This window comes from Campylobacter sp. RKI_CA19_01128, assembly GCF_025771175.1.
Lineage (GTDB): Bacteria > Campylobacterota > Campylobacteria > Campylobacterales > Campylobacteraceae > Campylobacter_D.
In genome coordinates this window covers 41,969-59,651 of sequence record NZ_JAKMPU010000004.1, presented here as the reverse complement: position 1 = coordinate 59,651, position 17,683 = coordinate 41,969, and the positions used below count along the sequence as shown (strand labels likewise).

Annotated in this window: 17 protein-coding genes; 7 read left to right on the top strand and 10 right to left on the bottom strand. The window is 31.0% G+C overall.

What is annotated here, in order from left to right; all coding sequences use genetic code 11:
- Nucleotides 1-7: 7 nt before the first annotated feature.
- The 3 genes from L8U98_RS03965 to rpmI form a co-directional block, all read right to left on the bottom strand.
- A complete protein-coding gene (locus tag L8U98_RS03965; protein WP_263725000.1) occupies nt 8-916 on the bottom strand; it encodes a DNA ligase in 909 nt (302 codons plus the stop codon).
- The gene (gene rplT, locus L8U98_RS03960; protein WP_039617097.1) at nt 894-1,247 is read right to left on the bottom strand and encodes a 50S ribosomal protein L20; all 354 of its coding nucleotides are present in this window, start codon (nt 1,245-1,247) and stop codon (nt 894-896) included. The genes L8U98_RS03965 and rplT overlap by 23 nt, the downstream gene beginning before the upstream one ends.
- Before the next feature lie 98 nt (nt 1,248-1,345).
- Complete coding sequence (gene rpmI / locus L8U98_RS03955; protein WP_039617094.1) at nt 1,346-1,537, bottom strand: 50S ribosomal protein L35; 192 nt, start codon at nt 1,535-1,537, stop codon at nt 1,346-1,348.
- A 149-nt stretch (nt 1,538-1,686) separates the two neighbouring features.
- Here rpmI and L8U98_RS03950 point away from each other — a divergent pair, with 149 nt between their 5' ends.
- The 6 genes from L8U98_RS03950 to L8U98_RS03925 all read left to right on the top strand — a co-directional run bounded on the left by L8U98_RS03950 (nt 1,687) and on the right by L8U98_RS03925 (nt 6,552).
- On the top strand, nt 1,687-1,908 hold the full coding sequence (locus tag L8U98_RS03950) for a hypothetical protein (RefSeq protein WP_263724999.1): 222 nt from the start codon (nt 1,687-1,689) through the stop codon (nt 1,906-1,908).
- 67 nt (nt 1,909-1,975) lie between these two features.
- Nucleotides 1,976-2,722 carry a DUF3944 domain-containing protein gene (locus tag L8U98_RS03945; RefSeq protein ID WP_263659199.1) on the top strand — a complete coding sequence of 249 codons (747 nt, stop codon included), beginning with the start codon at nt 1,976-1,978 and terminating at the stop codon, nt 2,720-2,722.
- Between the two features lie 11 nt (nt 2,723-2,733).
- Nucleotides 2,734-4,467 (top strand): hypothetical protein, encoded by a 1,734-nt coding sequence (locus L8U98_RS03940; RefSeq protein WP_263724998.1) that lies wholly within the window; start codon nt 2,734-2,736, stop codon nt 4,465-4,467.
- Nucleotides 4,460-5,353, top strand: coding sequence for a hypothetical protein (locus L8U98_RS03935; protein WP_263659201.1), 894 nt, complete (start codon nt 4,460-4,462; stop codon nt 5,351-5,353). Before L8U98_RS03940 ends, L8U98_RS03935 begins: the two co-directional genes overlap by 8 nt.
- A 3-nt stretch (nt 5,354-5,356) precedes the next feature.
- Nucleotides 5,357-5,662: a hypothetical protein gene (locus L8U98_RS03930; RefSeq protein ID WP_263659202.1), complete on the top strand. Its 306-nt coding sequence runs from the start codon at nt 5,357-5,359 to the stop codon at nt 5,660-5,662.
- A gap of 23 nt (nt 5,663-5,685) precedes the next feature.
- Complete coding sequence (locus L8U98_RS03925; RefSeq protein WP_263724997.1) at nt 5,686-6,552, top strand: helix-turn-helix transcriptional regulator; 867 nt, start codon at nt 5,686-5,688, stop codon at nt 6,550-6,552.
- Here the strand turns inward: L8U98_RS03925 and L8U98_RS03920 are convergent.
- The 7 genes from L8U98_RS03920 to purB form a co-directional block, all read right to left on the bottom strand.
- Complete coding sequence (locus tag L8U98_RS03920; protein WP_263724996.1) at nt 6,549-7,640, bottom strand: DNA adenine methylase; 1,092 nt, start codon at nt 7,638-7,640, stop codon at nt 6,549-6,551. The genes L8U98_RS03925 and L8U98_RS03920 overlap by 4 nt on opposite strands.
- A 34-nt stretch (nt 7,641-7,674) precedes the next feature.
- Nucleotides 7,675-8,196, bottom strand: a complete 522-nt coding sequence (infC, locus tag L8U98_RS03915; protein WP_039617082.1) for a translation initiation factor IF-3 — start codon at nt 8,194-8,196, stop codon at nt 7,675-7,677.
- Entirely contained in the window at nt 8,193-10,004 is a 1,812-nt protein-coding gene (gene thrS / locus L8U98_RS03910; RefSeq protein ID WP_263663694.1) for a threonine--tRNA ligase, read from the bottom strand. The genes infC and thrS overlap by 4 nt, the downstream gene beginning before the upstream one ends.
- Nucleotides 10,005-10,110: 106 nt before the next feature.
- Nucleotides 10,111-10,917, bottom strand: a complete 807-nt coding sequence (locus L8U98_RS03905; RefSeq protein WP_263724995.1) for an undecaprenyl-diphosphate phosphatase — start codon at nt 10,915-10,917, stop codon at nt 10,111-10,113.
- Nucleotides 10,914-12,899 carry an OPT family oligopeptide transporter gene (locus tag L8U98_RS03900; RefSeq protein WP_263724994.1) on the bottom strand — a complete coding sequence of 662 codons (1,986 nt, stop codon included), beginning with the start codon at nt 12,897-12,899 and terminating at the stop codon, nt 10,914-10,916. The genes L8U98_RS03905 and L8U98_RS03900 overlap by 4 nt, the downstream gene beginning before the upstream one ends.
- Before the next feature lie 15 nt (nt 12,900-12,914).
- The gene (locus L8U98_RS03895; RefSeq protein WP_263663691.1) at nt 12,915-15,290 is read right to left on the bottom strand and encodes a ribonucleoside-diphosphate reductase subunit alpha; all 2,376 of its coding nucleotides are present in this window, start codon (nt 15,288-15,290) and stop codon (nt 12,915-12,917) included.
- A gap of 17 nt (nt 15,291-15,307) precedes the next feature.
- The gene (purB, locus tag L8U98_RS03890) at nt 15,308-16,636 is read right to left on the bottom strand and encodes an adenylosuccinate lyase (RefSeq protein ID WP_263679287.1); all 1,329 of its coding nucleotides are present in this window, start codon (nt 16,634-16,636) and stop codon (nt 15,308-15,310) included.
- Nucleotides 16,637-16,715: 79 nt separating this feature from the next.
- Here purB and L8U98_RS03885 point away from each other — a divergent pair, with 79 nt between their 5' ends.
- Nucleotides 16,716-17,621, top strand: a complete 906-nt coding sequence (locus L8U98_RS03885) for an RluA family pseudouridine synthase (protein ID WP_263724993.1) — start codon at nt 16,716-16,718, stop codon at nt 17,619-17,621.
- The last annotated feature ends 62 nt before the right edge of the window (nt 17,622-17,683 follow it).

Genomic DNA, 17,683 nt, shown 5'->3' with positions numbered 1-17,683 from the left:
TTTACTTTTACTTTAAAACGCTATTTTCATGCACTCTTAAAAAACTGGCAAATTTTGGCTTGCCATTTTTGGTTAAGCCGTTGTATTTAAAAGTAATGATAGCACCAACTGGCGGAGGATTTAAGCGATCGCTTTCTTTAAAGCCCGAGCCTATCTTAAAACTTACTTTTTTACCCTCAATCACTGCTTCACAAAGCAAAGATCCCATTTTGCCTTCAAATTTTCCCTTACCTTCAAAATGCTTTTTTACAACACATTCTGTATCATCAAAAGGTTTTAGTTTAAAAGCATTGTTTGATCTTTTCTTTTCATAAGGTGCGTTGTTTAATCTTATGATTACGCCCTCGCCTTTATGCGAAATGATATCTTGGTAAAACTGCTTTAAATGATTTTTATCTTTAATGCGAATTTGTGGGATGATTTTTATAAAATCATTTGGATTTTTAGCTAAATACTTTTTTAAAACTTCTAATCTTGCTTCTAAAGTACAAGGATCAAGCTTAAATTCCTCGCAAGCATTTGGCACATCAAAGACATTATAACTTACTTTTTGCCAAAGTTTTTCATCAGGGTTTTCTTGGCGTATTAAAGATGAAATTTCTTCAAAAGAAGCTCTTTTTATCCAAAGTTCTCCATCTAGCTCAAATTTAGGAAAGTTTTTTGTGAAAAATAAAGGAAGTTTTATAGTATTTCCTGCTCTTGTTTGCATAGACTTACCATTCCAAAGACCTCTTATACCATCGAGTTTTTCACTCATGAGATAATGACTTAAATCTACATCTTTAAATGCTTTTTCATCATAAACTTTAAAAAGCAAAATATCTTTAGCAAAAAGAGAATTTAAAAAGAAAGTAAAGAGAAAAACAAGGCTTATAAAAAGCCTTGCAATAAGATTAAAGTGCTTTTTTAGCAGCATCTGCGATTTTGGCAAAAGCAGCTGCGTCATTCATCGCTAAATCAGCTAAGATTTTTCTATCAAGCTCAATGCCTGCTTTTTTAAGACCATTTATAAATCTTGAATAACTAATATCATTTAGTCTGCAAGCTGCATTGATACGCACTATCCAAAGACGACGAAAATCGCGTTTTTTGCGGCGTCTATCACGATACGCATAAACCAAACTTCTTTCTAATTGTTCTTTAGCTTTTCTAAAGTGTTTGCGGCGACCACTATAAAAACCACGCGCAAGTTTTAAAACTTTTTTATGTCTGCGGCGTCTTACAACACCTGTTTTTACTCTTGCCATATTTATCCTTTCACAAATTGGCGTTCGTTAAACGAATCTTGCCCTTTAAAATAAGGGGAGTTTGAATGACTTTCGTCAAAAACTAAATTTAAGCGAGCTTAAATTCCTAACATTTTTTCAACCGCTTTAACATTGGTTGAGTGAACATACTTAGAAGTGCGAAGATCACGCATTCTTTTAGCAGGTTTTTTAGTCAAAATGTGGCTTCTATAAGCAGCACCTCTTTTGATTTTATTTTTACCTACTTTGAAGCGTTTAACAGCACTTTTAACGCTTTTCATTTTTGGCATGTGTATCCTTTGGATAAATTTTTTCATAAAAGAAAGCTATCATTTTACTATAACTATGCTTTAGAAAAATTAAATTTTTTTATGACACAACCTGTCACAAGGGTTAAATATGATTTTATTATTTTTATAAAATCCAATAAAGGAGTCAAATGGCAATAATAGTCGGTGTTATAGCTATGATAGCTACTGCTATGTGGGCTATAGTTTGCGGAGCCTTTTGGGCTTTATTTATATTTATATTATGGTGCGTTATATTACCAAGTTTATTTTTAATAGAAAAATACGGAATTATAAATGTAGTAGTTTCTTATACGCTAATTTTAGCCTGCGTAATGATACTTACAAGGATAATTAAAAGTAAACAATACTAAACAAAATCTTGACAATACGGGGGGGGGTATTGATATAATAATAAAAATTTAAATTGAAAGGAAAAAGATGGCATATAGATATGACAAAGATTTGGAATTTTTGAGAAACTTAAGTAGCGAAGAATTAAATGATTTTGTTAGTATTCTTACACATGATAAAGATAATACTACAAGATTTACGGAATTAATAACAGTAAATGAGTTGTATAAAAAATTCTATCCTGATCACAAACAGTATTTAGATTTAATTTTAGATGAGTTTCAGTGTTTTGGGGGAAACACCTTTGCAAATATCTTAAGAATGGGAAAAGGTGTACTTTATAAAGAAATTTTATGCGATGTAGCCGATAAACTTAAAGTTAATTATAATAAAAATTCCGATACAGAGATAATAGAAATAAATCTTTTTATGAAAATTTTAGAAAATTCTTTAGACCAAATGAGCAAAGAGCAAATCAAGGAAATTTCTCAAGAATTAAATTTAAATTTATCAACTTTTACAAAACAATCTACAATGGCAGCAATGCAATTTTTAATAAAACAAGGTGGTTTCAAAAGCTATCAATTAATAGTTATTGTTGCAAATGCCATATCAAAATTAATTTTAGGCAGAGGATTGTCAGCTGTAGTTAATGTGAGTTTAACAAAAGCGATGAGTATTTTTGTTGGTCCTATTGGATGGGCAATAACAGGGATGTGGACTGCAATAGATATAGCAGGACCTGCTTATAGAGTAACTATACCAGCTGTTATTCAAATAGCATATCTACGACAAAGTTATAATATGAAACAAAACAACCAAAAACTATTATAAAAGAGACCACTATGATAGATAATAAAGAACTTATAAACGATTATGAACTTTTAGAAAATGATTTGAAAGAGATATCACAAAGAGAACAACTTAAAATTAATATAAATCAAAACTTAGAAGAAGCCTTGCAAGAACTAAAAAACATAGAAACACAACTACCAAAAGAGCAAAGTAAAAAACTTTTTGAGCAATGCACCCAAAACGCACTTGATGCTATAACAAGTCATTTTGGATTGGCTGCTATTGTTCTAGATTCTCAAGACGGTGGTAATGTAAGCACCACACATAATGCCAGGAAAGATATATATGCCAACGAAAACGATAAGCAACAATATGAAAAACGTGAAAAATACTGTTCAAAAAAATATCATAATGGGGAATACAATAAAATAAATAATAAACTAAAAAAAGAAATAGAAGAGGGAAGATTATATGATTATGCAACTGGAAAGATGATTAAGCCAAAAGACAATACTCAGCTGGATCATGTTGTTTCAGCCAAAGAAATTCATGAAGATCGTGCAAGAATTTTAGCTAATGCTGATGGTGTATCTTTAGCTAATACACCTCAAAATCTAAAAAAAACAGATGCTAAGATAAATAATTTTAAAAGAGATAATAGCGCAACAAAAACTTTAGAGAAATTAGAAGGACAGATACAAATATTAACCGAAAAAGAAATAAAAAATGGAAAACTATCCTTAAAAGATCAAAAAAATATAGAAAGATTATTGGATATGCAATGTAAAATTGATGGTGAAAAATTTATAGAAGAATATAATCATCAAAAAAAACATATTGATAGTGAAATTGATAAAATTTACTATACAAGCCTAAAACCTTACAAAGAAGCTTTGATAACCGGAGCTAAAGACTCTACAAAAATGATTGTATATTCAGCACTTGGAATGATTTTAAGAGACTTTTTCAAAAGCTTAATGATAGAAATTAGAAAAACATTTAAAGAATTTGGAAACGAGAGTTTTAGTGATATATTCAAAAGATTTAAAGATAGAATCCATTACATTTGGGATGATATCAAAAAGAAATGGAAAAATATTTTTGCAAGTTCTTTAGAGGCAGGAATTCAAGCATTTTTATCTAATTTAGTTGTATTTGCTATAAATACTATATTTACAACTTTAAAAAGAATAGTTCAAGTTATTCGTGCTGGCTTTACTTCTTTATATAATGCGATAAAAATTATTATAAATCCTCCAAAAGATATGCCTAAAGAAGATATATATTTTGAGGCCGCTAAAATTTTTACAGCAGGTATTATCGCCTCACTCACAATGCTAGGAAGTGAGGCGATAAATAAATGGCTTATAACTATACCTGGGCTTAATGTTTTATTATCTTTACCTATACCATTTACGAGTGAAACTATAGGTGATGCAATTTCATTAAGTATAAGTGCTGCTTTTGGAGCTATTGTTAGCACTATTGTTGTTTTTTATATGGATAAATGGAAAAACAACTCCAAAATAGGAAATTTACGATTACAGCTTGTTACTCAAAGTGGTGTTATTTTAAATTGTAAAATAGCTCAAACATGGCTTATGCTAGATGATGCATATATTTTTTTAACACATGCAATAAATTCTATAAAAGAAAAGAATTTAATACTACAAAACAATCTCACTCAAGAGCTAAATACTTATAAAAAGATGGACGAGGAAAGAAAAACTAAAATATCTAATCTGAAGAAAAAGATTCTTGATCTAAAGGAATTGCATGATTAGTTATAGTAAAAGTAAACATAAAATTAGTATAATAAATTCACATGAATGTTTAACAAAAACAAATACACCTAATAAAAATGCAAATTCGCAAGAAGTAGCTAACATACTTAATAATAAAATTCACAAAGCTTCTAAAAAAATCATAGAGGCAAAAAAAGTTGCAAAATTAGCTAAAAATACTAAAAATACTTTTTTGGAAAATATGGCAAAAAATATACCTTTTGCTGGAATTTTTATTGATAGTGAAGAGATTAAAAAAATAAATATTCTAATAGAATTAAACATGATGAATATAGAGGCTATTGAAGCACAAAATGATTTAATTCAAGAAGTTATAAAACTCACATGTTATAGCATAGAATTTATAAATGACACAATCAACGATCTACAATTAATAATTTCCAAAACAAATGAAAATTATAGGACTAGCATTACAGAATTATCTTATGATACAAATGAAATTTTAGAAATATATAATGAACTTACAGATATTGTAATAAATCAAATGCAAGATCATACAAAACATTTTCAAGAAATTCAAATAAAAATAGAAAAAAATGAAGATGAAGTAAATCTAATTAAACAACAACAAAAAAACTTCACCGAAACTATTGAGTTACAAGAAAATAAAATAAACTCACTTAATAAAGATTTACTATTATCTTCAAAAAAAATCGACAATTTATCAATGCAACAAAATGAATTTATGCAAAAATATGAAAACCAAATAGCAAATTTATCGAAAGATATTATGCAGGAATTGGAAAATATAAAAACTGTAATAAAAAAACACGAAAATCTATTAGATAATAATATATTAAAAATAGTTTCTATTACATCTTTGGGGATTGCAATAATAGCAATTTTATTGCAATATATACAATAAACCATGCTAAACAAACTACCCCAACTTTTTTCATTGCTTTTTAGTTATAAATTAAACATCTTTAACATCATCTCAAAGCCAAAGCAAGCTTATACTTACACCAAGTTTGCTTTAGAGCTAAAAGAGCTTTATGAAAAAGAAAACGACAAAACCGAAGCTGCTTTTATCATCCTAGATAGAGTACTTAAATTTAAAAAAGAAAATCCTGATGATTTTAATGATTTTTTAAAGCTTATTCAAGAGCTTTTAACTACCTATGAAAACGATCCAAAAACAATCAAACAAAACATCAAAGATTTGCTAAAATAAACAAAAATAAAAAAAGGTTGTATATGGAAAAAGACAAGCTTTCTACGCGTTTAGTTTCTATACTGCAGTGTTTAAACAATGGAGAGCGTTTTAGCTTAAAAGAGCTTGCGCAAGAATTTAATGTCAGCATTCGTACCATACAAAGAGACTTACATAAACGCCTTGCTTTTATCCCTATAAAAAAAGAGAATGGAAAGTATTTTTTAGAAGGCTATGTTTTAGGAAAATTAAGCTTTAAAGATATACAAAATTTTGCTATTTTAAGCGGTATAGGTAGGCTTTATCCTAGTTTAGATAAAGAGTTTTTAAACGACTTGCTTAATGAAAAAATCAATAAAGCCTTTTTAGTCAAAACCCAAAGCTATGAAACACTTGATAGAGAAGTTTTTGAAGAACTAAGTGCAGCTATCATAGCAAAATATCCCATTAGTTTTTACTACAAAGAAAAACACAGAAAAGCTAATCCATACAAACTCATCAATATTGATCACATATGGTATCTTTTAGCAGATGAAAACGATGCTTTAAAAACCTTTACTTTTTCTAAAATTACACAACTAAAAGTAGAAAAAAAAGAATTTTTTACCCCAAAAGAAGAGTTTTTAAAACAAATTCAAAAAGATCAAAGCAACTGGATTAGTAAAGAAAACAAAGAAGCTATTTTAAAACTTGATAAAAAAGCTAAAGAATATTTCTTAAGAAAAAATGCCCTTACTAAATACGAATTTATAGATGAGGATGAGAATTTTATTTATATCAAGGCATTTTATACTTATGATGATGAACTTTTAAATTTGATAAGATATTGGATACCATATATTAAAATAAACAAACCTATTGCTTTAAAAGAAAAGCTTTTTGAGCAGTTAAATGCATACATGCAAGATTAGCGTTTTTTTAATACATAGAGTTGTTCTTGTATATGCATAGAGCGTTTAGAGAGGTTTCTACTGGCTCTAAAGGCATTATATTTTTGCTCAAGCACAAAACATTCTCCAAGACTTTGAAGTCTTTTTGTGAAATTTTCTTTTTTTACAAAACCCTCGCAATTATAAGAAAGCAATACAATCTTAGCTTTTAAATCATTTATCAAATCAAACAAAGCATCTTCGGCTTTTTTTTCTTTGTTGAAAGCACTGCGGTTCCAGTCTTTTGGTATGCCAGAAACCTTTGAAATTTCCTTTGGCTTTTTATAATTAGCAATTAAATTTAACATAAAATAATTTGACCCATAAGGGTGTTGATTATAAGGTGGGTCTAAATACGCCACATCAAAGCTATCAAGCTCTTTAGCTAAAATATTTGCGTCTTTTTGAAAAACCTCATACTCACAAGTAAAATTTGAAAAAATAGGCATTTTTAAAGCTATATCGCCTTTTATACGACTAAGCGCATTTGCTCCATTTCCTCCAAATTTACCAATGCCATTTTTATCTTTATAAAAGCCTTTAAAAACCCCGCTTGTATTTGCATGCACACTTGCTTCATAGATAAGCGGTGCGATGAAGTATTTTTGTATATTACTTGGCAGGCTTGAAATTTTTTCTCGCATAGAGTCTAAATACATAGCGTTTTTAAGTGTGTAAAAAACTCTTTCATTCTTTTGAATATACTCATCATTACTTGGCGCATAAAGCTTGCTTATAAAGCCTTTTTTGAGTTTTAAATCAGAAGTTAAAAAATCATAATATTTTTGTAATTCTTGTAAAAATTGTGCATTTTGATTGCTTAAATAACACTCATTGATGATTTTAGAATAATCTTCCAAATCATTTGCCATGATAAAACTCGCATAAGGCCTCACAAAACGCGAAACTACCCCAGAGCCACTAAATACATCACAAAAACTAAATTTGTCTTTTTTAAGCTCATTTTGTGCGAATTTAAAGCCTTGATTTAAAAACTCGAGCAAAGATCTTTTATTGCCGAGATAAGTTATGATTTGTTCTTTTAAAAATTGTGGATTTTCTTCTAGCATAAGTTTAAAATACAAGCCTTAAAAAGGCTTGTGATTATTTTTTCTTTTTAGGAGTTACTAGCATATTTACATAGCGTCCTTCGAGTAAAGGCTCTTTGTCTCTATCTGCTATATCTTCAACCATTTGCCAAATTTTTTCAAGCAAAGCTACCCCTGCTTCAGGAGAGCCCATCTCACGACCTTTTAAAAACACTCTAAATTTCACATGCTTGCCTTGCTCTAAAAACTCACTTGCATGTTTGACCTTATAATTAATGTCATTTTGAGCGATTTTCACAGAAAGTTTGATTTCTTTTATATCAATAACTTTTTGCTTTTTCTTTGCTTCTTTTTGTTTCTTTTCTTGTTGATAACGGAATTTTCCATAATCCATTATCTTACATACAGGTGGTTTGGCTTCAGGGGCTATCATCACCAAATCAAGCCCTAGTCTATTTGCTATATCTAGTGCTTCATCACTACTAATAATGCCATAAACCTTGCCATCATCACCTATACATCTGATCTCATCTGCTTGAATTTCTTCATTTAGCAATACTTCTTTTTCTTTACTCAAAAGCGTACCTCACTTAATTTCTCCTTTGTTAGGGTTATAAATTCATCTAAAGTCATTGTTTTTTGTTCTTTTGCTCTTCTATCTCTTAAAGCCACACTTTTGTTTGCTACTTCTTCATCACCTAAAACAAGTATCATAGGCACATGTGCTTTTTCAGCGGTGCGGATTTTTTTATTTAAGCTTTCATTTTTATTATACACTTCACTATCAATGCCAAGTTCTAAAAGTTTTCTTGCTATTTCTTTTGCATAATTATGGTGATTTTGCGAAATAGGCACTATAGCTACTTGAGTTGGTGCTATGAAAAATGGCAACTCACCCGCACAATGCTCTACTAAAATTCCTATAAATCTTTCAAAAGAACCCAAAATAGCACGGTGAAGCATTACAGGTTGCTTTTTCTCATTATCTGCGTCTGTGTATTCGAGTTTAAAACGGCTTGGTAAGTTAAAATCCACTTGTATAGTTCCGCACTGCCATTTTCTTTTTAGTGCATCAGTGATTTTAATATCGATTTTTGGGCCATAGAAAGCTCCACCGCCCTCATCAATGCCATATTTTAAACCTTGTTCATCTAAAGCTTCTTTTAAAGCCTTTGTAGCTATATCCCAAATTTCATCATCGCCTATTGCTTTTGCTGGGCGTGTTGAAATTTCCATTTCATAATCAAACTCAAAAGCCTTCATCAAAGTATCAACAAAGCTTAGAATTTCTAAAACTTGTTCTTTTATCTGACTTGGCATACAAAAAATATGCGCATCATCTTGAGTGAATTCTCTTACCCTAAAAAGCCCGTGCAAAACTCCACTTTTTTCATGGCGGTGCACCACGCCATATTCAAAAAATTTCAAAGGTAAATCACGATAACTTCTAACATCACTTTGATAAATTTTAATATGCCCTACACAATTCATCGGCTTAATGCCGTATTCTTGCTCATCAATTTGCGTAAAATACATATTTTCTTTATAGTTTGCATAATGCCCGCTAATTTTCCACGCATCAGCTTTTAAAAGTTCAGGCCCACGCACAGGCTCATAGCCTCTTAATCTATGTGCTTTATATAGCAAATGCTCTAATTTACTTCTTAATTTTGCACCATTGCTAAGCCATATAGGAAGCCCACCGCCTATTTCATCATCAAAGGCAAAAAGCTTCATTTCATTACCAAGTTTTCTATGATCTCTTTTTTTAGCTTCTTCAATGATTTTTAAGTATTCATTTAAACTTTCTTTATCTGCAAAAGCAGTACCATAAATTCTTGTGAGCATTTCTCTTTTTTCATCGCCACCCAAATACGCTCCCGCTACACGAGTAAGCTTGAAAAATCTTAAATATCTAGTATTTGGCACATGAGGCCCACGGCATAAATCTTCAAATTCGCCTTGCTTATAAATACTTACTTTTCCATCAGGAATTCTTAGTAAAACTTCTTGTTTTAAATCATCATTAGCAAATTTTTCTTTAACCTCAGTCTTTGAAAGTTCGTATTTTATGATGTCTAGCTTTGCTTCTGCTAGTTCTTTCATTTTCTTTTCGATTTTGCTTAAGTCTTCTTCTGAAATCTTGCTATCAACTCTAAAATCATAATAAAACCCATCTTCTATCACAGGTCCTACGAAAAATTTAGCCTCTGGATATAGACTTTTAATCGCTTGAGCCATTAAATGCGCACAAGAGTGACGGATAACTTCTAAACTTTCTTTAGAATTATCAAAATAAATCGGAGTTAAATTTGTATCATTGTTAAAACTTTGAGTATCTACCAAAGTTTCATTATTTGCATATGCAATTATATCTTTTGTCATTTCTACCCTTAACACTCACTAACCTTGTGAGCTTAAATTAAAATATAAGACTAATTTTAGCTATGAAAAACTTAAACTTTTTTTAAATAAAGGATATTTTTATATTTCAAACACCCGTTCTTGATATATCTAAAGCACCACTCATAAAAAGGTATAAAAATACAAAACCTAAAATTATCCTATAAATTCCAAAAGGTATGAAGTTTATCTTGCTGATTAATTTTAAAAATATTTTTATTACCACAAAAGCCACTATAAAAGCTGTTACAAAACCTATGGCTAAAGGAACGAAATTATTCATATTACTTAAAACCTGTGGTTCTTTATAAATGCTATAAGCTGTTGCAATAATCATGGTAGGAATTGCAAGTAAAAATGAAAATTCAGAAGCCACTTTACGATCAAGCCCAAGCAATAAGCCGCCTATAATACTTGCTCCACTTCTTGAAGTACCTGGTATGATAGCAAGAGCTTGAGTTAAACCTATCAAAAAAGCTTGTTTATAACTTACCTCGTCTAAAGAATGTATATCATAGTCTTTTTTTCTATGTTTAAGCTCTATGATGATAAAAACAATCCCACCAATGATTAACATAGTAGCCACAGTATAGCCATTAAATATCTCTTTTAAAAACTTATATGCTATAAAACCCACTCCACCTGCGGGCAAAAAGCCCACAGCAAGTTTTAACCAAATATCAAGTTTTTGAGTTAGTTTATCTTTGAAAATAAAAATCACCGCTAGTATAGAACCAAGTTGAATAATGATAAAAAAACTTCTCCAGAAATCATCTATATTTAAACCCAAAATTTCAGCACCCAAGATCATATGCCCTGTAGATGAAACAGGCAAAAATTCTGTCAGACCCTCAATGATTCCTAAAATCAAAGCATAATAATAATCTAAATTCATTTTTTAAGTACTCTTCTTGCAAAAATTAGCATAATCGCTACAAAAACTACAAAACCTATAATCCCATCATCTTTAAATGAAGTTGCAATAGCAAGTGGATCTTCAGTCCCACCTCTACTAATAGAAAGCACGGTTAAACCAGCTATTAACACTCCAAATAAACTCTCACCTACTATCAAACCAGAGGCAAATAAGGTTCCTTTTTGCTCATGCTCTTGAATGAGTTCTTTTTTATGAGCATTTTTAGCATATCTTTGCTCTAAACGCTTTTTGATTAAATACGCTAATAATCCACCTATAAACAAAGGCATATTAACAGCAGGTGGTAAATATATACCTATACCCACAGCTAAAGGTGGCAAAGACATATTTTTCTTTCTTAATAAACGATCAATGATGATTATACCAACACCCACAAAAGCTCCCGCTATAATATAACTCCAATCGATATTAGCATTAAAAATACCTTGTGCTATAGTACTCATCAAATTTGCTTGTGGAGCAGCAAGTGCATTTGCCTCATCCATTCCTTCTCTTGGCATTGCACCCACAAAACCATAAGCTTGATATAATAAATTTAAAACAGGAGCGATAGCTAAAGCTCCAAACACACAACCTATTATCAAGGAAATTTGCTGTTTCCAAGGAGTTGCACCCACTAAATAGCCAGTTTTTAAATCTTGTAAATTATCGTTAGAAATAGCAGCAGTTGCTAAAATAACACTGGTAGTAAATATAGCAAAAGCAATGGCAAATTTAGACATCAAAGGATCACTAAATAAATCTACTTGATAACCCAAAAGTAAAATAATCAAAGAAGAAATCATAATCCCAATAAGCCCTATACCCGAAATAGGAGAAGATGATGAACCCACCAAACCTGCCATATATCCACAAGCAGAAGCTACAAAAAAGCCTATAAAAATAGCCACTAAAGTTCCTACTAAGGCAAAAAGAATTTGATAGCCACTTGCTAAATTTGAATCAGCCACAAAAGCGTAAAATGAGACAAACAAACCTATACACATAAGTACAAATAAACCTAGCATAGCTTTTAAAGATAAATCCATATCTTTAGGATCTTGTGAAAGATTTAACGAGGTTTTTTTAAGCATATTTTTCATGCCATCATATACAGGCTTTGCAAGCTCTATTAAAGTCCATAATGCTGCTATGGCAATAGCTCCTGTGCCTATTAAACGCACTTTTTGAGCCCAAATTTGATTAGCTATATCAAGTGCACTTAAACTCGCGTCAAAACTTTCTTTAGCAGAAAAATATGGAACAAAAACCATCCAAGCAAGCACCATACCCACAAGCAACGCAACACCTCCAGCTATACCTACTAAGTATCCAGCACCCAAAAGCGCTACTGAATAGCCCATAGAAAAGCCAAAAGTCATTTTTTGCCAGATGAGCGCAAAACTACTTCCACTTGAAAGTAGTTTAAAACCGCTTGAAAAAAGACTTATCACAGAAGCAAAAACCACGCCAAGTGTGATTTCTTTTAAGCCTACTTTTCCTTTTTTATCAGCTTGGTCTTTATTAGCTACTTTTAAGATTTCAGCAGCAGCTCTTCCTTCAGGATAAGCTAATTTACTCTCTACCACCATAGCTCTACGCAAAGGTATAGTAAAAAGCACGCCCAATCCACCTCCACAAAGACAGAGCATAAAAGTAAGCCAAAGTGGAAATTCAAACCAATATCCACACATAAAAAGACCTGGTATAACAAAAATCACAGCCGAAAGCGTACCTGCGGCTGAAACTTGAGTTTGAACCATATTATTTTCTAAAATATTAGAGTCCTTAAATATTTTTAAAACAGCCATTGCAATCACAACAGCAGGAATAGAAGTAGAAAAAGTAAGACCAACTTTAAGCCCCAAATATACATTTGAGGCAGTAAAAATAATCGTTAAAATACTTCCTAGTATTATACCCCTAAGCGTAAGCTCCGGTAGTGAATTTTTTGTATACATTTTGCTTCTCCATTTTTATTGACAACCTTCACATTCTATAGTTCTATCAACCACATCATCATTTACTTTTTGACTATCAGGGCTTTCGCTTCTTAGATAATAAGTTGATTTAACACCTAATTCCCAAGCAAGTTGATAAATTTCATTTAAATATCCACCGCTTGCTTTATCTAAAGAAACAAAGATATTTAAAGACTGACCTTGATCAATCCATTTACCACGAATCGCTGCTGCTTTTACTAAGATTTTTTGATCAAGCTCATAAGCAGGAGTATAATACTGCCAAGTATTAGCACTTAGATTTGGCACCACGGTTGGTATCATACCGCTTAAGTTTTGCTCAAACCATTTTCTTTTATATACAGGCTCAATTGTTTGAGTAGTACCCACTAAAATAGAAATAGAAGAAGTTGGCGCTATAGCCATTAAATAACCATTTCTTATACCATCTCTTTTTAGTTTTTCTCTTAATTTTTCCCAATCACACTCACTTTGATCAAATAAACCTTCACTTGCGGTAAGCTTTTTGGCATTTTCGTTTGCTACATCAATTGGCACTATACCTTTACTCCAATTTGATCCTTCAAAGTCAGGGTAGCTTCCTTTTTCTAAGGCTAAATTTGAGCTAGCTAAAATAGCCTCATAGCTAATCATTTCCATAATGCGATCAATTTTTTCAAAATGTTCATTAGAACCCCAATAAATTTGAGCTTCAGCTAGCATTTGCGCTTCACCCATTACACCAAGCCCTATAGCACGTGATTTTAGGTTGGTATTTTTAACCTTTACATGAGGATAAAAATTTAAATCAATCACATTATCAAGCATTCTTATTGCTGTTGGCACTACTCTTTGGATATCTTCTTTGGTATTGATTTTACTTAAATTTATACTTGCAAGATTACAAACTGCGGTTTTTCCTTCGTTTTTGTATTTTTCTACTATATAGACTTTTTTACCATTAATACTATCTAAAGTAGAAACTTTTTTAGCAAGCTTTTTATATCCTCCATCTATTGTAAGCTCTTCATCCTCATCTAAATGAAGTTCTGTTTTATCATCAAATACGATTTTGATTTGATAATAATTTGGTTCTGTATTTTGAAAAATTTCTGTACATAAATTTGAACTTCTTATAATTCCTGCGTGAGAATTTGGATTTGTTCTATTTGCACTATCTTTAAAACATAAAAACGGCAAGCCACTTTCAAAATAAGATAAAAGAATTTTTTTCCAAAGCTCTTTAGCATCAACAATTTCTTTGACTATGCTTTCATCTTTTTCAAATTCTTCATATTTTTTCTCAAATTCTTCACCGTATAAATCACACAAACTTGCTGTATCAGCAGGATCAAAAAGCGTCCATTTGTCATTTGCTCTTACTCTTTTCATGAACAAATCATTAATCCACAAAGCAGGGAAAAGCTCATGTGCTCTTCTTCTTTCTTCACCTGAGTTTTTACGCAAATCTAAAAAGTCATTAATATCCATATGCCAAGGTTCAATATATACAGCAATTGCACCTTTTCTAGTACCAAGTTGATCAACAGCTACTGCTATATCATTGGTGATTTTTAAAAATGGTATGATCCCACCTGCTGCATTTTTATGCCCATCTATACTTCCACCCATAGCACGCACCTTAGACCAATCCCAGCCTATACCACCACCAAATTTAGATAAAAGTGCCATTTCTTGATAAGAATCAAAAATCCCTTCTATATTATCAGGCGTGCTTCCTATATAACATGAACTTAATTGATGTCTTGTGGTTCTTGCATTTGAAAGGGTTGGGGTTGCAAGCATTACTTCAAAAGTTGAGATTAAATCATAAAATTTCTTAGCCCAAGTTTGAGAATCTAACTCATTTTGCGCTAAAAACATCGCAATAGCCATAAACATTTGTTGTGGTAATTCTATAGGCATACCCTTAGAATCTTTAATCAAATATCTATCATATAAAGTTTTTATACCAAGATAAGTAAATTGCAAATCGCGTTCTGGCTTGATATAAGCATTAAGATCATCTAAATCGTATTTTTCTTTTAAACCGATTAAAATCCTACCTTCTTTTTCACCTTTTTCAAGGTATTCTCTTAAATGTTTATAACCACTATAACCACTTACTTTTTTATACAAATCATATAAAAATAATCTTGCAGCAACAAAGGTCCAATTAGGTCTATCAATATCTATTTTATCTACTGCTGTTTTTATGAGAGTTTGTTGGATTTCTTCTGTTGTTATGCCATCACGAAATTGAATTTTTGCATCTACTTCAAGCTCACTTTGGCTAACATTTTCTAAATTTGCCACTGCATCGGTGGTATATTTTTTAATCTTAGAAACATCTAATTCTTCAGTTCTACCATTTCTTTTTAATACTTTCACTCACAACCCCTAGTTTATTATTTAAAAGTTCTTGCAAAAATTTTATCTACATTTTTGGTATAGTAGTTATAATCAAAGCAATTTCTAATATCTGCTTCACTTAAAGACTTTTTCAAATCCTCATCAGCTAATAAAGCTAGCAAAAACAAACTCTCGCCTTTTTCATTTAAAGCAGGCTTACCATTTTGCAAATCAGCCCAAACTTTCATAGCATTTCTTTGAACGATTTTATAAGCTTCTTCTCTACTTATACCTTTAAATGGAAGTTCAAGCAACACTCTTTGAGAGAATACAAGTCCTCCGGTTAAATTTAAATTTTTCATCATATTTTCTGGATACACCAAAAGCTTTTCTATCACACCACATAATCTTGAAAGCATAAAATCAGTCGTGATAAAAGCATCAGGTAATATAAATCTTTCTACACTAGAATGTGATATATCTCTTTCGTGCCACAATGCTACATTTTCTAAAGCAGGTGTTACATAAGCTCTTATCATCCTACAAAGACCGGTGATATTTTCACTCAAAACAGGATTTCTTTTATGAGGCATAGCTGAACTTCCTTTTTGTCCTTGAGAAAAGTATTCTTCAGCTTCATATACTTCTGTTCTTTGAAAATGGCGGATAGCAACAGCGATTTGCTCACAACTTGAAGCTAAAATAGCTAAAGCCGAGATAACTTGTGCGTAACGATCTCTTTGTATAACTTGGTTTGAAACTGGTGCTGGCTTTAAATCTAAATTTTTACAAACTTCTTCTTCAAATTCAAGCGGAGCATGAGCAAAATTTCCCATAGCACCGCTGATTTTTCCATAGCTAATCACTTCTTTTGCATGAATGATTAAATCTTTTGCATGAACTAGTGAATCATACCAAATAGCCAAGACTAAGCCAAAAGTTATAGGCTCTCCATGAATTCCATGACTTCTTCCTACCATTAAGGTGTTTTTATGCTCATATGCTCTTGTTTTAATTGCTGCTAAAACTTGATCTAAATCTTGTAAGATTAGTTCTAAACTATCTTTAATCTGCAAAGCAACTGCAGTATCAATACAATCTGAACTTGTCATCGCATAATGCACAAAGCGACTTTCCTCGCCTAAACTTTCACTTACACTAGTTAAAAAAGCGATAACATCATGTTTGGTAGTTTTTTCTATTTCATCTATTCTTGCTATATCAAATTTTGCATTTTTTATAATTTTTTCACAATCATCATCTTTAATAAGACCAAGTTTATTCCACGCTTTCACAGCAGCTAATTCCACTTTTAACCATGCGTCATATTTTGCTTGCATGTCCCATTTTTTAGCCATGATTTCTCTACTATATCTTTCAACCATTTTCAAGACCTTTTTTTATATAATTTTTTATGAAAAAATAGCTTGAATTTTATTATAAATTACCTAAGAAAGTTATTAAATGGCATATATAAAAAAGAAACTAGCAAATAATGAAAAAAAGGCATTTAGACTGCTTATGGATGAGTTAAAAATCTCTATGCGTGAAGCACAAAAACTCATTGATAAAAAAAGACTATTTTGTAATGGAATTTTGGTAGAAGAAAAAAACAAATTTTTAGATGGCTTAGTGGAATTAATCGTATATGAAAATAACCCCAAAGGATTAGAAATAGTTTTTGAAAATGAAGATTTTGCCATCGTAGAAAAACCAAGTGGAGTGCTAACTCATCCTAATGGACGCAATTGCACTTATAGTCTTTGTGATGAAATTTGGCATTTATGGGGTGAAAAAGCTTGCGTGGCTCATAGACTAGATAAAGAAACAAGCGGGCTTTTGCTCATAGCTAAACATAAAAATGCACAAATTGAGTTAAAAACCATGTTTGAAAAAAGATTAGTGCAAAAAAACTATCTTGCTCTAGTAAAAGGAAAAACTAAAAAAGAATTTATAGTAGATAAAAGCATGAATTTAGCTAAAGACTATGATGCAGTCAAAACTAGGATGCATATTTGTGAAAATGGCAAAGAAGCTTTAACACAATTTTACACTTTAGAATATTTTGAAAATTCAGATGCCAGTTTAATTTTAGCTAAACCTCTAACAGGAAGACAACACCAAATAAGACTACATTTGTTTCATGTGAAACATAAAATTTTAGGTGAACCTTTATATGGTTTAGAAAAAACACAAATAGAGCAAATACTTGATGGAAAAATGAGTGATATCGAAAGAGCTCAAATCACAGGTGCTAAAAGACTGCTTTTACACTCTTTTAGCTTAGAATTTACATATAAAAATCAAAAATTTTTGATACAATCTCAAAAAGATATAAAAGGTGAATTTTTAAAAGAAATTATAGTTTAAAATTCTCTATACCATTAAAGATAACACTATCCATGATGATATATAATCATGATAAGCAATAT